Consider the following 13,755-nt stretch of genomic DNA (forward strand, 5'->3'; position numbering starts at 1 on the left):
TTCACAGAGCTGTTATTGCGTCAATGCAATAGGTTTCGTCTGGATATCGAGGATCGTTGGATTATTTGAAATGTCGAAACGGGCGGTGACGCCCCCTGAAGGAGAGCTCACCATGATCCACAGCGGCATTCACCATGTAACGGCCATCGCCGGCAATGCCCGGCGCAACGTCGAATTCTATACCCGCATCCTCGGCCTGAGGCTCGTCAAGAAGACGGTCAATTTCGACGATCCCGGCACCTATCATTTCTACTATGGCGACGAGACCGGCACCCCCGGCACGATCCTCACCTTCTTCCCGTGGGATCATGTCGCCGCAGGGCGAACCGGCATCGGCGAGACGCAGGAGACCGTGTTCCGGGTGCCGGAGAGCGCCATCGGCTACTGGACGCAGCGGCTGATCGAGAAAAGCGTGCCCCATGAGGCGCCGGTGAAGCGCTTCGGCGAGACCCTGCTGTCCTTCAAGGACCCGCACGGCATGCGCCTTGCGCTCGCGGGCGTGCCCGGCATCGAGGCCGAGGCGGGCTGGAGCGACGGCGAGATTCCCGCCGAGGCCGCGATCCGCGGCTTCCACAGCGTGAACCTGCTCGTCGCCGACGCCGCGCCGACCGCCGCCATCCTCACCGACGTGCTCGGCTTCGCCGAACTCGGCCGGGAGGGCTCGCTCATCCGCTACCGGGTGGCGGGCGAGACCGGCCTTGTCGGGGCAGGCGGTATCGTCGACCTGCACGCGGCCGGCGGCTTCCTGCCGGCGCGGATGGGCGGCGGCTCGGTCCACCACGTCGCCTTCCGCGCGGAGGACGACGCGGCGCAGGCCGAGATGGTGAAGAAGCTCGCGGAGAACCACAACATCCACACCACCGAGCAGAAGGACCGCAACTATTTCCGCTCGGTCTATTTCCGCGAGCCCGGCCACGTCCTGTTCGAGATCGCGACCGACATCCCCGGCTTTGCCGCCGACGAGCCGGTCGCCCATCTCGGCGAGGCCCTGAAGCTGCCGTCCTTCCTCGAGCCGCACCGTGCCCGCATCGAGGCGGTGCTGCCCGAGATCGCCTGAACCGCCGCCGCTCCTTCGCGGGAAGGGGCGGCGGCTCCCGCGACCGCGGTTCTGGAGGATTCAACATGACTGCAGACGTCGAGAACCTGTCCTTCGTCCACCGCTTCGTGCCGGGCGAGGACGCCTCCCGCGCGCCGCTGCTGCTGCTGCACGGCACCGGGGGCGACGAGAACGACCTCATCGCGCTCGGCCGCAGGGTCGCGCCCGGCGCGGCGCTGCTGTCCCCGCGTGGCAAGGTGCTGGAAGGCGGCATGCCGCGCTTCTTCCGCCGCATCCGCGAGGGCGTGTTCGATGAGGACGACCTGCGCCGGCGCGCCGCGGAGCTCGCCGATTTCATCGCCGAGGCCCGCGCGGCCTATGGGCTCGCGGCTCCGGTCGCGCTCGGCTTCTCCAACGGCGCGAACATCGCCGCGGCGCTGCTGCTGCTGCACCCGCAGGCGCTGGCCGGCGCCGTGCTGCTGCGGCCGATGGCGCCGCTCGCCCATCCTCCGCGCCCGGACCTTTCCGGACGTCCGGTCCTGATGCTTTCCGGAGCGATGGATCCGATCGTGCCGGAAGAGAACGCCGCGCGCCTCGCCTCCGAGCTGCGCGCCGGCGGGGCCGAGGTCCGGCACGAGGTTCTCCCGGCCTCGCACGGGCTCTCGCAGGCGGACATGACGCTGGCGGGCGCGTTCCTGGCGCGCCTCGCCTCCGCGTAACCGCCGGACATCCCTTCCGCGGGAGGAATGTCCATACGCGCCTGTTGGCCGCCTTGCGTGCAGGGAATACCGTTGCGCGAGGAACCCGACGGCCCGTGCCCGCATTGGAGAGCGCGCACGGTGCCGATCGGGCGCCGCCGCCGCGTGCGGCGTGATGCGCAGACATGAGGGGGAGCCGCCATGAGGTGGGACGATTTTCGGCGCAGCGACAATGTCGAGGATCGCCGTGGTGCCGGATTCGGCGGTGGCGGTGGCGGTGGCTTCCGCGGCGGCGGGCTCGGCATAGGCGGGCTGATCGTGGTCGGCCTCATCGCCTGGGCCACCGGCATCAATCCCGCCGTGCTGCTGAGCGGGGCGGATATCCTGTTCGGCGACAAGGGGGGCCAGAGCGAGCAATCGGCGCCCCCGCCCGGCACAAAGCAGGGCGCGCCGAGCGACCAGCTCGGCCAGTTCGCCGCCGCCGTCCTCGCCCAGACCGAGGATGTGTGGACCGATATCTTCCAGAAGGAAGGCAAGACCTACGAGAAGCCGCGCATGGTGCTGTTCTCCGGCGCCACGCGCTCGGGCTGCGGCACGGCGCAGTCGGCCATGGGTCCGTTCTATTGCCCGAACGACCAGAAGGTCTATCTCGACCTCTCCTTCTTCCAGGAGATGAAGCAGCGCTTCAAGGCGCCGGGCGATTTCGCGGCGGCCTATGTCATCGCCCACGAGGTCGGCCACCATGTGCAGAACCTCATCGGCATCTTGCCCAAGGTGCAGGAGCGCCAGCGCAACGCCTCCTCGCAGGATGAGGCCAATGCCCTTTCGGTGCGGGTCGAGCTGATGGCGGACTGCTTCGCCGGCGTGTGGGCCTACCACGCCAATGAGCGCTTCCGCATCCTCGAGCAGGGCGACGTCGAGGACGCGCTGAACGCCGCGACCGCCATCGGCGACGACACGCTGCAGAAGAAGTCGCAGGGCTATGTCGTCCCCGACAGCTTCACCCACGGCAGCTCGCAGCAGCGCGTGACCTGGTTCACCCGCGGGCTGAAGAGTGGCTCGATGCAGCAGTGCAATACTTTCCAGGGCGCGATCTGAGGCCTATCTCCGGTGCTCTTGCAGCATGATCCCGGGTACGGCCGGCAACGGCCCGGCCCGGGAAACAGGAGACGCCCGATGACCGACGCCGCGAAGCCCTTCATTCCGCTCAACATCGCGGTGCTCACCGTCTCCGACACCCGCACTCCGGCCGACGACCGCTCCGGCGACACCCTCGCCGGGCGGATCGAGGCCGCCGGCCACCACCTCGCCGCGCGCGCCATCGTGCCGGACGATGTCGAGGCGATCCGCACCCTCGTCTCGGCGTGGATCGGCGATGCGGGGATCGACGTGGTGGTCACCACCGGCGGCACCGGCTTCACCGGTCGCGACGTGACCCCGGAGGCGATCGAGCCGCTGTTCGAAAAGCGCATGGAAGGCTTCTCGACCGTGTTCCACCTTGTGTCCTTCGGCAAGATCGGCACCTCGACCCTTCAGAGCCGGGCGACCGCCGGGGTCGCCAACGCCACCTACATCTTCTGCCTGCCCGGCTCCCCGGGGGCCTGCCGCGACGGCTGGGACGAGATCCTCGTCCACCAGCTCGACATCCGGCACCGGCCCTGCAATTTCGTGGAGATCCTGCCCCGGCTCGACGAGCATCTGCGGCGGGAAAAGGCGAAGGGCGCGACGGCGTGAGGTCCGGGGCCGCTGCCGACATCATCCCGCCCGATCCTGTCCGATCCCGCGCGGCCGTCAGCGGGATGTCAGGCGCTTAGGGGCTGCCTGTTCACCTCTTGGCGGCCCGTCGGGGATGAGGATGCAGGGCTTCGGGATGATGACGCGGAGGCTTTCCGTACGGTCGACGGGACAAATGCTCCGGGATGACGACGGGAACGGGCCGCACCGTCGCCCTCTCAATCCGGCAGCAGGATCTGCGAGCGCAGCAGGATGAGGCGGCCCCGTCCGAGGCGGGCGATGAGACCGCGGGCGGCGCGCACGCCGCCATGGTGGCCGCCCTGCGCCTCGTAGAAGCGGCGATGGATGAGCAGGCCCTGTTCCGGGCGGGGGCGCCCGGTCACCGCGTGGCGCGCCACGGCGGCGGTCTCGCGCAGGCGCGGCATCACCCCGAAGCGGTCGATGGCGAGGCGGAAGGTGGCGGCTCGTCTGTCGGCCATGCCGGTGCGCTCCACCTGCTCGATGAAACTGCGGACCTCGCGCGACCAGCCTTCCTGCAGCAGCCCGGCGGCGTCGAGGAACAGCAGCCAGTGAGAGCGGGCATGGGCGGCGCCGAGCCGCAAGCGCGCCCCGGCATCGGCAGGACCTTCCAGATAGGTGCAGCCGGCGGCCTCGGCGATGTCCGCCACCTCGCTGTTGCCCGCATCCACCAGCAGCACGTCGCGCACGAGGCCCTGGGCCACGCCGGGCACCAGGGCGGCGAGCGTGGGAACCAGCAGGCGTTCGGTGGGGCCGGTGGCAATAATGACCGAGATCACGCGCGTCTTTCAGGTCCTCCGGTTCGCGCGAGGCGCGATCCGGTCATATTCGTAGCGAAATTCTCATTCTGCCCTATAGCATGACATCTCCCCGCGTCGAGCGCCGATGCGGGTTTGTGCGGATATGTTCTTGATATGTTCTCTCGCTCGCCCTAGAACGGAGCTCTGTGAGGAGCCCCGCCATGGATCGCCCGAACGCATTCGCCGCTACATCCGTTGCCGCCTGCCCGTCGCCCGCCGGCGGAAGCGATTCTGTCGCCGCCAGCCTCCCGTCCGCGCGGTCGCGCAAGAACATCGTGGGCCGTCTTGCGGAGGACCGCCGGCTGAAGGCGGAGAAGGAGGCGGCCAGCGCGGCGCGCGACCGCTCCGCCCTCGTCGACGTGACCGGGGTGGAGGAGGTCGAGGCTCCGGGCATCGAGGAGGGCCGCCGGCGCGGGCGCGGCACTCTCTCCAACGCCGCCGGCCGCTACGAGCTCGGCGCCCGCGAGGCCTTCGACGATGGCTGGCAGAGCCTCGACGACCTGCCCGCCTTCCGCACCGAGGTGACGCCCGAGCGGGCGCGCACCATCATCACCCGCAACACCTCGCCCGATGTCGGCTTCGACCGGTCCATCAACCCCTACCGGGGGTGCGAGCACGGCTGCGTCTATTGTTTCGCCCGCCCGACTCACGCCTATCAGGGCCTTTCCGCCGGGCTCGATTTCGAGACGAAGCTGTTCGCCAAGCCGGAGGCGCCGGAGCTTCTGGCGAAGGAACTATCGAAGCCGGGCTATGAGCCGCGCACCATCGCGCTCGGAATCAACACCGATGCCTATCAGCCGATCGAGAAGGAGTGGAAGCTGACGCGCCGCATCATCGAGGTGCTGCGCGATTTTGGCCATCCGGTCGGCATCGTCACCAAATCGGCGCTGGTGCTGCGCGATCTCGACATCCTCGCGCCCATGGCGGAGAAGGGGCTGGTCAAGGTCGCGCTGTCGGTGACCTCGCTCGACCACCGGCTCGCCCGGACGATGGAGCCGCGGGCCTCGACGCCGATGCGCCGCATCGAGGCGATCCGCCGTCTGTCGGAAGCGGGCGTACCCACCGCCGCCTTGGTGGCGCCGATGATTCCCGCGATCAACGACCACGAGCTGGAACGCATCCTCGATGCCGCCGCCGCAGCAGGCGCGGACGAGGCCGGCTATGTGATGCTGCGCCTGCCGCTGGAGATCCGCGACCTGTTCAAGGAATGGCTGATCGCCCATTATCCGGACAAGTACCGCCATGTCCTGTCGCTGGTGAAGGAGCTGCATGGCGGCAAGGAATATGATTCGACCTTCGGCCAGCGCATGACCGGCTCCGGTCCCTATGCCTGGACTATCGCCCGGCGTTTCGAGATCGCGGTGGAGCGGCTCGGCCTGAACCGGCGGCATCTCAAGCTGACCACCCGGCATTTCCAGCGCCGGCAGAAGGCGGGCGAGCAGCTCTCGCTGTTCGCATGAGGAAGGGGAGGGCGGTGATGCAAGAGGTGGACGTGAAGGTCGCCGCGGGGCTCAGCCTCAGCCTGGTGACGCTGGGGGTGGAGGACATCGCCCGTGCGGCCCGTTTCTACGAGGCGCTCGGCATGGTGCGCCGGGCGCGCTCGGCGGAAGGCGTGGTGTTCCTGCAGGCGGACGGGCCGGGGGGAGCGGGCGGGGTGGTGCTGTCGCTCTATCCCCGGCATGAACTCGCGACCGATGCCGGCGTCATTCCGGGGAGGCCCGGCGCGTTCGGCGGCATCGCCCTCGCCTGCAACCGCCGTACCCCGGAGGAGGTGGACGCCACGATCGCCCGGGCCCTCGCGGCGGGAGGGCGGGCGCTGCGTCCGGCGCAGCATGTCTTCTGGGGAGGCTATTCGGGCTATGTCGCCGACCCGGACGGCTATCCGTGGGAGATCGCCCACAATCCGGGCTTCCCGCTCGACCCCGACGGGCGGCTCGTGCTGCCGGACTGATCGGGAGGAGGTAGGAGGTGGATGACTGGTCTCATCACCCACCTCACTGCACTCATCGGCCTGCGCCCGAACCGATCACTTCGTGGCGAGAAGCGGGTCGACTTCCTTGGCCAGATCCTCGGGGCTCATGGCGCCGGAGATGAGCTTGCCGTTGACGAAGAAGGTCGGTGTCGCCGAGACGCCGAGCTCGGTGCCGCGCTTTGCCACCTGGTCGATCTCGCCGGCCAGCTTGGCATCGGACAGGCAGTCGTTGAACTGCTTCTCCGTCATGCCGCCCTGCTTGGCGATCGCCAGCAGTGCCTGTGCCGGATTGGAGCCGAAGGCCCAGTCCTTCTGGTTGTCGAACAGGGTATCGACCATCGGGTAATACTTGTCCGGACCGGCACAGCGCGCCACCATGAACGCCGCCTTGGCGACGACATCCAGCGGAAACTCGCGCAGAATCAGCTTCACCTTGCCGGTATCGATGTATTTCTCCTTCAGCACCGGATAGGTGGTGGCATGGAAATGCGCGCAATGCCCGCAGGTCATCGAGGCATATTCCACGATGGTGACGGGGGCCGATTCCTGGCCCAGCACCATGTCGGGCAGCGCGCCAGGCGCCATCAGCTTCAGCGCATCCACAGTCTGCGCCTCCGCTTCGCCGATGAAGCCGAAGGGCGCGAAGCTCTGCGGGCTCACGACCGCAGTGAGGGCGGCTGCCGTGAGGGCGACGGCACCAACTCCCTGGAGGAAGCGACGGCGATCGATCATGCAAGAACTCCGATGGGCAGATGTCGACAGGATGGGATGGCACTTCATGCCGCAACTCCCATGCGCGTACAGCCACAGCGCGAACATGGCAACGATACGGCAGGCAGGATCGTACTCACCGCTGCGTGATGCGGCGAGGCGCCGCGACCCCATGTCCTGGAGCATTCTCGAGCGAAGTGGATACCCGTCCGCGTGATGAAAATGCGACCGGTCAATACGTTAGAGCCGTTCATCGATTCCGTGAAACGATGAATGGCCTCTAGCGTCGTCCCTCGCGCGCCACGCAGGCGCCGAGCCGTGCCAATGCGCTGGCGAGCCTTTCATCCTCGAAACCCGAGATACCCAGCGCCGCCATCCGGCGCGTGGCGGCGTCGCAGGCGGCCGCATCGGGTGGCGGCACCCGCCGCTGTACCGGCCGGGACAGGCCGACGGGGGCCTGACGCAGCGCCAGCCGGCCGACGCAACGCCAGCCGAAGTAACGGTTGATCCGCTCGATCACGATGGGGGCATCGTGCTGCAACTCGATGGCATAGCCGCCTTCGACCCGCACATGCAGCACCGCCGGCTCGTCGGATTCCTGCCGGGTGGGCCAGGCGAGGCGGGTGGGGAGCGCGCGCGCCGCGAGCAGCGAGCCGACGATATCCGGCCAGTGGGTCACGATCTCCACCGCCGCAAGACCGCGCCGGGCGCAGCTTTCTGCAATGGTGCCGTGGATGAAATCGGCCAGCGGGCGGGCGGCGCGGTTGCCGCGGAAGGTCGGGGCGCGGCTCATCGCATCCTTCGCCGATGTGCAGTCTGGAACGGGTCGCGTCTTGAAGTCGGTGGGTGAAGCGCCCATCACTCAGGCGTCGCGCGGCTCGGCGCGCGGCCCGAATGGAGTTCGCATGGCCCGCAGGCCGATACTAGCAACGGACGCGCTTCAGGAGAACCCGCCACAAGCGGCAATCTCCCCGGAACGGGTCGATCCCGAAGCCCTGCTCGCCTGGTATGACCGGCACCGCCGGCGCCTGCCGTGGCGGGCCCTGCCCGGTGAGAGCGCGGATCCCTATCACGTCTTCCTCTCGGAGATCATGCTGCAGCAGACCACGGTCGCGGCGGTGCAGCCTTACTTCGCCGCCTTTCTCGCCCGATGGCCGACTGTCGAGGATCTTGCCGCCGCGTCGCTGGAAGAGGTACTCGCGGCATGGGCCGGGCTCGGCTATTACGCCCGCGCTCGAAATCTGCATGCGTGTGCCCGCGCGGTGAGCGAACGCCATGGCGGGCGTTTCCCCTCGGAGGAGGCGGCCCTCCTGGAGCTGCCCGGCATCGGTCCTTACACGGCCGCCGCCATCGCTTCCATCGCCTATGACCGGCCTGCAGCACCGGTCGACGGCAATTGGGAACGGGTGCTGTCCAGGCTTTTCGCGGTGGAGGAACCCCTCCCGAAGGCGCGCCCGCTGTTCCGCCGGCTGGCGCTGGACATTCTGCCCGCCCGCCGTCATGGCGATTTCGCGCAGGGGGTCATGGATCTCGGCGCCACGATCTGCACGCCGCGCAGGCCGGCCTGCACGCTGTGCCCCTGGCAGCGGCCGTGTCGCGCGCGGATCGCCGGCACGCAGGACCTCTATCCGCGCAAGGCGGCGAAGGCCGAGCGCCCGACCCGTCGAGGCGTCGCTTTCCTTGTGATGCGGCCTGACGGAGCGGTGCTTGCGCGTTCCCGGCCCGAAAAGGGCCTGCTCGGCGGCATGACCGAGGTGCCTTCCACATCCTGGACGACCGATGGTCCGGTAGCGCCCGAGCGCGACGCGCCGCTGGACGCGCAATGGACGGTGCTGAATGCCCGGGTCGGCCATGTCTTCAGCCACTTCGCGCTGGAACTGGCACTGTGGCGGACCACCGTGCCGGACGGCACCCCCGCCCCGCCGGGTCATCGCTGGGTGCGGTCTGGCGATGTTGCCGGCGAAGCCTTTCCCAGCGTCATGCGCAAGGTGCTGGAGCACAGGCAATGACGAACGCGTGAACGGTGCGAACCAGTTGCGCGGCCAGCACGTTCTTCTGTCACGCCGCACGGAAAGCGGTTTCAAACGGAGAACGAAGCCATGGGTAGCGCAGCGGACAAGGCCAAGGGTCTCGCCAACGAGGCGATGGGCAATGTGAAGCAGGGCGTCGGCAAGATGACCGGCTCGAAGCAGATGGAAGCCGAGGGCAAGGTCCAGGAGCTGCATGGCGAAGCCCAGCAGGCGAAGGGCAAGGCCAAGGAAGCCATCAAGAAGGCGGCCGATCTCTGAGGTGCCTTATTACCCGGAGCGCCTATAGCTGCTCCGGTCGTTCGCGAGAGGCCGCCGGGAGGCGGCCTTTTTCGTATGCGTCATTCCGCGGCCAAAGCGGCTTCCGAGCGGAATTCGGCGCGTAGCCGGTCGATCGGGACCAGCCCCTCGTGGCTGGGCAGGTGCCAGAAGGTCCAGCCATTGCAAGCCTCCGCGCCCTGCGCGATGGCGCCGGCCCGGTGGATGGAGGCGACCGTGCCAAGGCCGGGCGCGCTTTCCAGCGAGAGTGTGCCGTCCGCCCGCACCATGGCACGGAACCGCTGCTGCGAATCGGTAAGCATGGCTCCGGGGCTGATGAGGCCACGCTCGATCAGGCTGGCGAACGGCACGCGCGGCGCCTCCCGGGCAGAGGGTGCCGGGGCCAGTGCCGCTTCAGGCAGCGGCTCCGTCGCGGCGATCCGGGCACGGGCGGTCGCGACATAGCCGGCATCGCGTTCGATGCCGATGAAATGCCGCCGCAGCTTCTTCGCTACCGCCGCCGTCGTTCCCGAACCGAGAAACGGATCGAGTACGACGTCGCCCGGCCGCGAGGCCGCCATCAGGATGCGGGCGAGTAGCGCCTCGGGCTTCTGGGTGGGGTGAGCCTTGCGACCCTCCTCGTCCTTCAGCCGCTCACCTCCCGAGCAGATCGGGAACAGCCAGTCAGAGCGCATCTGCACGTCTTCGTTGCCGGCCTTCAGCGCCTCGTAATTGAAGACATAGCCACGCGCATCCGGCTCCCGCGCAGCCCAGATCAGCGTTTCATGGGCGTTGGTGAAGCGCCGGCCGCGGAAATTCGGCATGGGATTGGTCTTGCGCCAGATGACGTCGTTGAGGATCCAGAAGTCGAGGTCCTGCAGCGTCGCGCCGACGCGAAAGATGTTGTGATAGGATCCGATCACCCACAGCGTGCCGGTCGGCTTCAGCACCCGGCGGGCCGCCAGCAGCCAGGCGCGGGTGAAGGCGTCGTAGGCCTCGAAGCTTTCGAACTTGTCCCACGCATCGTCCACCGCATCGACCCGGCTCTCGTCCGGGCGCTTCAGTTCGCCCTGAAGCTGAAGGTTGTAGGGCGGGTCGGCGAAGATGAGGTCCACCGATCGCGCCGGAAGCCGTGCCATCTCGGCGATGCAGTCGCCATGCCGGACCGTGTCCAGCGGCAATTCGATACCAGCCTGCCCGGCATGGTTCCGCCCCTTGCGCCCCGTCGCCGATACCCCGTTACGCACAACTCTCATGAACCCGATCCGACGCTGGAAGAACGCAACACGCATCCACAATGTCGGTGGCATGAGGTAAAGACCGCGTAAAATCGCGGCCATGCCATGTGGAGAATCGGAGCCCGGCGAGGCACATGGGCGTTTGGCGGTGAAGGCGGGCGCAAGATGCCCATCGAACGGGGTGCGGGATGGATGCAGGATCGGAGCTGCCCCGGGTCGAGACGCCCCCACGCCCGCCGCTCTGGCGCGGCGACGGCACGATCGGCCGGGCCCTGCGCTTCACCCTGGCTGTGATGGGGCCGATCGGCATCGGGCTCGTGGTCGGGCCGGCGCCGTGGATGACCTACGGTATCGTCACGACCATCCTCGCCTTTCTGCTCGACATGGGTGGTCGCTTTGCCCCACGGCTCGGGTGGATGCTCGGCGCGGCATTCGTGATATGTGCCGGCGCGGCATTCGGGACGCTGGTCCACGACCACCCGGTATCGACCTTTCTCGCCTTTTCGCTGGCTGGTATCGCCTATGCGCTGGTCGAGGCGCTGAATCCCGGCATCGCCGGCGCTGTAAGGCTGTTCTGCCTCGCTCTGGCGATCGGGGCGCACTTCGTGCAGATCACGCCGCTCAACGCGGCGGCGGCATTTGCTGCGGCACTCTACGGCTACCTCATCTCCGTGTTGTGGGACCTGCTCATCGGCGGCGAACGACCGTCCAGTGCACCCTATCTCGCTGAGATCGTGAAGCGGCTTCGGATGACGGAGCGCGAGCGCTGGCGTTTCGCCGCCGCCGTGGCCATCGTGCTGCCGCTGTCATCGGTCGCGAGCGTGGCGCTCGGCCTGCACAAGCCCTACTGGACGCTGATCGCCGTCGTGGTGGTGCTGCGGCAGGATGCGCTGTCGAGTCAACGCATCATGCTGGAGGTGATGATCGGCAGTGTGCTCGGCGTGGCGATCGCGATCGCCATAGCGCTGCTGGTGCCCGATCGTGGCTGGCTGATCGGTGCCATGCTGCTGGCGGCCCTGCTGCGCTGGCCGGCGCAGGACTACAACGGCGTGTTCGGCAATGCAGCGCTCGCTGCGTTCATTGCCCTGTTGCTGCAGGTTGTCGACCGTTCCTTCGGTCTCGCCGCACACGATACGGAAGAACGCGTGCTCGACTTCGCCCTCGGCTGCAGCTTCGCCATGCTCGGCCTGTTGCTCGACTGGACCTTCGCCCGCATCGCTGGTCACGCACCGGGGCGCTGAACGGGCCGAACGTTCTCAATTTAAGTCATTCCACCGTAACGGCGCCGTCGACATAGTCCGCCCTCCGCCGGGGATGGTGGGATGGGGTGATCAATGAACGGACGGGACGAGGTGAGGGATGCGGAGAGGGTGCGCGACGTATCGGGCCGCATGGATGGCGCGCGCGGGCGTGACCGCGAGCCGCGCGTGCTTTCCGAGAAGCGGGCGCGCTACGAGGCCTGGCACGCCAGAATCTATCGGAAGCCTCTGCCCAAGGGCCATCCCTATGCCCTGATGCCCGAATGGGTGCCCTATCCGCTGGCCTGCCTGGTCGGCCGCCTGCACGCCTTCATGCCTGGGCGGCGCTAGGAGCGTTCAGCGGGCTCCGGCATGGCCCGGTCGCGCAAGGCGAGACCTCCCGCGACCAGGGCAAGGCCGATGCCGTGATAGAGCTGGGGTACTTCGCCGAGCAATCCGATGGCGAGCCCCGAGCCGAACACCGGCATCAATTGCAGGAACTGTCCCGCCCGCGCCGGCCCGAGCACCGATGCGCCCCGCGCCCACAGCACGAAACCCAAAGTCGGCAGGCTCGCCACATAGGCGACGGAGAGCAGCGCTGTATGCCACGCCCCCGGGTGGGCGAGGCCGAGCGTGCCATCCGCCATTTCCATCACGCCGAACGGCGCCAGTGCGACGAGCCCGAAGGGGATGCTCGCGGTGAGGGCGGCGGCTGGCGAAAGCGGGCAGGGGAAGCGCTTCAGCAATACCGCATAGAGGCCGAAGGCGCAGATGCCGAGGAACAACAGCAGGTCGCCTGTATTCAGTGCGAGGCCGCTGAGGTGGGAAAAGTCGCCGCGCAGCACGATGAGGGCGACCCCGGCGGTCGAGATGCCGAGCGCGAGGCGTTGGCGCCGGCTGGTGCCGTCCCGCAGGATCAGCCAGCCGAGAATGCCGACGACGATGGGGGCGCAGGACCCGATCAGCGAACCGTTAATCAGGCTCGTATGCGCGAGCCCGGCATAGATCAGGACGGTGAACACCGCGATGTTCAGCACGCCGCAGGCCAGCAGCAGCGGCCAGTGGCGGCGCACGACATCGGCACGCGCGATCAGTTCGCGTCCCGTGAAGGGTAGCAGCAGCAGAAAGGCGAGGCTCCAGCGTGCCAGCGAGAGGGTTGCTGGTGGCAGCGTGCCGGCCATGATCCGGCCCACGAAGAAGTTGCCGGACCACAGAAGCGCGGCTGCGCCGAGCAGCAGGGCTGCGAACGTGCCGGGCGAAAGGGTGCGGGTCGCGCTGTCGTTACGGCCGGAAAGGGTGCTGAGCGTGTCTGCTACGAACGCCATGTGCAGCCTCCTCGAAGGATAAGGGGGCGCGCGGTGTCGCGCTGCCGATATAGGTAAACATAACTGTCCTATGCCAGCATGTCCTTGCGTTCTTGGCCTGCCGGATGGCGATATGCGGCAGTTTCTGCGGCTCACATGCCCTTTTGCGATCCAGCACCATAAATGCCTGCCTTTTCGGCAGCGGAATCTGCCGATTTGGGCACAGGCTTCAACTGGTCGAGCGGCAGCCGGCGATGCTCCTTCACCCGTTTCAGCGCCAATGAGGAACGCACGCCGCGTACGCCGGGAATGCCCATGAGGATGTCGTGGGCGAAATGGGCGAATCCCTCAAGATCCTCGCAGACCACTTGGAGGAGATAGTCGCTGTCGCCCGTCACGCTGTCGCAGGCCACGACCTGCGGCAAGGCAAGAACCGCCGCCTCGAAGTCGCGTGCGGCTTCCTCCACCTGTCGCTCCAGATGCACCTGGATGAAGGCGAGCACGCCAAGCCCGAGCCGTGCGGCATCGAGCCGGGCCTGGTAGCCGGCGATCAGGCCCATCTCCTCAAGCTGCCGCGTGCGGCGCAGGCAGGGCGACGGGGACAGGCCGATCCGCTCGGAAAGCTCGGCATTGGTCAGGCGGCCGTCCTCCTGCAATTCGCGCAGGATACGCAGATCGAACGTATCGAGTTCGGGTGGCCGCATATTCTGTCCTCCTTGCG

At 67.9% G+C, this 13,755-nt stretch carries 16 protein-coding genes; 10 read left to right on the top strand and 6 right to left on the bottom strand.

Annotation, left to right across the window (positions count from 1 at the left end):
* Positions 1-112: 112 nt before the first annotated feature.
* The 4 genes from MWN34_RS03420 (at position 113) to moaB (ending at position 3,468) form a co-directional block, all read left to right on the top strand.
* On the top strand, positions 113-1,057 hold the full coding sequence (locus tag MWN34_RS03420; RefSeq protein ID WP_247026508.1) for a ring-cleaving dioxygenase: 945 nt from the start codon (positions 113-115) through the stop codon (positions 1,055-1,057).
* Positions 1,058-1,122: 65 nt separating this feature from the next.
* Positions 1,123-1,755, top strand: coding sequence for an alpha/beta hydrolase (locus MWN34_RS03425; RefSeq protein WP_247026509.1), 633 nt, complete (start codon positions 1,123-1,125; stop codon positions 1,753-1,755).
* 180 nt (positions 1,756-1,935) lie between these two features.
* On the top strand, positions 1,936-2,832 hold the full coding sequence (ypfJ, locus tag MWN34_RS03430; RefSeq protein WP_247026511.1) for a KPN_02809 family neutral zinc metallopeptidase: 897 nt from the start codon (positions 1,936-1,938) through the stop codon (positions 2,830-2,832).
* Between the two features lie 78 nt (positions 2,833-2,910).
* Complete coding sequence (moaB, locus tag MWN34_RS03435; protein ID WP_247026520.1) at positions 2,911-3,468, top strand: molybdenum cofactor biosynthesis protein B; 558 nt, start codon at positions 2,911-2,913, stop codon at positions 3,466-3,468.
* 218 nt (positions 3,469-3,686) lie between these two features.
* Here moaB and MWN34_RS03440 read toward each other — a convergent pair whose 3' ends face one another.
* Entirely contained in the window at positions 3,687-4,265 is a 579-nt protein-coding gene (locus MWN34_RS03440) for a glycosyltransferase family protein (RefSeq protein ID WP_247026523.1), read from the bottom strand.
* 296 nt (positions 4,266-4,561) lie between these two features.
* Between MWN34_RS03440 and MWN34_RS03445 the strand changes: the two genes are divergently transcribed.
* Positions 4,562-5,746, top strand: a complete 1,185-nt coding sequence (locus tag MWN34_RS03445; protein WP_247026902.1) for a PA0069 family radical SAM protein — start codon at positions 4,562-4,564, stop codon at positions 5,744-5,746.
* Between the two features lie 17 nt (positions 5,747-5,763).
* Positions 5,764-6,237 carry a VOC family protein gene (locus MWN34_RS03450; RefSeq protein WP_247026525.1) on the top strand — a complete coding sequence of 158 codons (474 nt, stop codon included), beginning with the start codon at positions 5,764-5,766 and terminating at the stop codon, positions 6,235-6,237.
* A 75-nt stretch (positions 6,238-6,312) separates the two neighbouring features.
* Here MWN34_RS03450 and MWN34_RS03455 read toward each other — a convergent pair whose 3' ends face one another.
* Entirely contained in the window at positions 6,313-6,990 is a 678-nt protein-coding gene (locus MWN34_RS03455; protein ID WP_247026527.1) for a DsbA family protein, read from the bottom strand.
* Positions 6,991-7,249: 259 nt separating this feature from the next.
* Positions 7,250-7,762 (bottom strand): DUF721 domain-containing protein, encoded by a 513-nt coding sequence (locus MWN34_RS03460; protein ID WP_247026532.1) that lies wholly within the window; start codon positions 7,760-7,762, stop codon positions 7,250-7,252.
* Positions 7,763-7,874: 112 nt separating this feature from the next.
* Between MWN34_RS03460 and mutY the strand changes: the two genes are divergently transcribed.
* Together mutY and MWN34_RS03470 are read left to right on the top strand one after the other, a co-directional pair.
* Positions 7,875-8,978 carry an A/G-specific adenine glycosylase gene (gene mutY / locus MWN34_RS03465; RefSeq protein WP_247026537.1) on the top strand — a complete coding sequence of 368 codons (1,104 nt, stop codon included), beginning with the start codon at positions 7,875-7,877 and terminating at the stop codon, positions 8,976-8,978.
* Between the two features lie 90 nt (positions 8,979-9,068).
* Positions 9,069-9,257, top strand: a complete 189-nt coding sequence (locus MWN34_RS03470) for a CsbD family protein (RefSeq protein ID WP_247026538.1) — start codon at positions 9,069-9,071, stop codon at positions 9,255-9,257.
* 80 nt (positions 9,258-9,337) lie between these two features.
* Here the strand turns inward: MWN34_RS03470 and MWN34_RS03475 are convergent, their stop codons facing one another.
* Positions 9,338-10,510, bottom strand: coding sequence for a site-specific DNA-methyltransferase (locus MWN34_RS03475; protein WP_281502837.1), 1,173 nt, complete (start codon positions 10,508-10,510; stop codon positions 9,338-9,340).
* A 170-nt stretch (positions 10,511-10,680) separates the two neighbouring features.
* Here MWN34_RS03475 and MWN34_RS03480 point away from each other — a divergent pair, with 170 nt between their 5' ends.
* Positions 10,681-11,733, top strand: coding sequence for an FUSC family protein (locus tag MWN34_RS03480; RefSeq protein ID WP_247026540.1), 1,053 nt, complete (start codon positions 10,681-10,683; stop codon positions 11,731-11,733).
* Positions 11,734-11,826: 93 nt separating this feature from the next.
* Positions 11,827-12,081: a hypothetical protein gene (locus tag MWN34_RS03485; protein ID WP_247026543.1), complete on the top strand. Its 255-nt coding sequence runs from the start codon at positions 11,827-11,829 to the stop codon at positions 12,079-12,081.
* Here MWN34_RS03485 and MWN34_RS03490 read toward each other — a convergent pair.
* Positions 12,078-13,055, bottom strand: coding sequence for a DMT family transporter (locus MWN34_RS03490; protein WP_247026545.1), 978 nt, complete (start codon positions 13,053-13,055; stop codon positions 12,078-12,080). The two genes, MWN34_RS03485 and MWN34_RS03490, sit on opposite strands and share 4 nt — an antisense overlap.
* A gap of 131 nt (positions 13,056-13,186) precedes the next feature.
* On the bottom strand, positions 13,187-13,738 hold the full coding sequence (locus MWN34_RS03495; RefSeq protein WP_247026547.1) for an Lrp/AsnC family transcriptional regulator: 552 nt from the start codon (positions 13,736-13,738) through the stop codon (positions 13,187-13,189).
* Positions 13,739-13,755 lie beyond the last annotated feature (17 nt).

It is taken from the genome of Ancylobacter crimeensis (genome assembly GCF_023016805.1).
GTDB classification, from domain to species: domain Bacteria; phylum Pseudomonadota; class Alphaproteobacteria; order Rhizobiales; family Xanthobacteraceae; genus Ancylobacter; species Ancylobacter crimeensis.

What these genes read in the sequence shown, in the direction of transcription:
- MWN34_RS03420 (WP_247026508.1), top strand. Translation starts at nt 113, where the DNA reads ATGATCCACAGCGGCATTCACCATGTAACGGCCATCGCCGGCAATGCC.
- MWN34_RS03425 (WP_247026509.1), top strand. Translation starts at nt 1,123, where the DNA reads ATGACTGCAGACGTCGAGAACCTGTCCTTCGTCCACCGCTTCGTGCCG.
- ypfJ (WP_247026511.1), top strand. Translation starts at nt 1,936, where the DNA reads ATGAGGTGGGACGATTTTCGGCGCAGCGACAATGTCGAGGATCGCCGT.
- moaB (WP_247026520.1), top strand. Translation starts at nt 2,911, where the DNA reads ATGACCGACGCCGCGAAGCCCTTCATTCCGCTCAACATCGCGGTGCTC.
- MWN34_RS03450 (WP_247026525.1), top strand. Translation starts at nt 5,764, where the DNA reads ATGCAAGAGGTGGACGTGAAGGTCGCCGCGGGGCTCAGCCTCAGCCTG.
- MWN34_RS03455 (WP_247026527.1), bottom strand. Translation starts at nt 6,990, where the DNA reads ATGATCGATCGCCGTCGCTTCCTCCAGGGAGTTGGTGCCGTCGCCCTC.
- MWN34_RS03460 (WP_247026532.1), bottom strand. Translation starts at nt 7,762, where the DNA reads ATGAGCCGCGCCCCGACCTTCCGCGGCAACCGCGCCGCCCGCCCGCTG.
- mutY (WP_247026537.1), top strand. Translation starts at nt 7,875, where the DNA reads ATGGCCCGCAGGCCGATACTAGCAACGGACGCGCTTCAGGAGAACCCG.
- MWN34_RS03470 (WP_247026538.1), top strand. Translation starts at nt 9,069, where the DNA reads ATGGGTAGCGCAGCGGACAAGGCCAAGGGTCTCGCCAACGAGGCGATG.
- MWN34_RS03475 (WP_281502837.1), bottom strand. Translation starts at nt 10,510, where the DNA reads ATGAGAGTTGTGCGTAACGGGGTATCGGCGACGGGGCGCAAGGGGCGG.
- MWN34_RS03480 (WP_247026540.1), top strand. Translation starts at nt 10,681, where the DNA reads ATGGATGCAGGATCGGAGCTGCCCCGGGTCGAGACGCCCCCACGCCCG.
- MWN34_RS03485 (WP_247026543.1), top strand. Translation starts at nt 11,827, where the DNA reads ATGAACGGACGGGACGAGGTGAGGGATGCGGAGAGGGTGCGCGACGTA.
- MWN34_RS03490 (WP_247026545.1), bottom strand. Translation starts at nt 13,055, where the DNA reads ATGGCGTTCGTAGCAGACACGCTCAGCACCCTTTCCGGCCGTAACGAC.
- MWN34_RS03495 (WP_247026547.1), bottom strand. Translation starts at nt 13,738, where the DNA reads ATGCGGCCACCCGAACTCGATACGTTCGATCTGCGTATCCTGCGCGAA.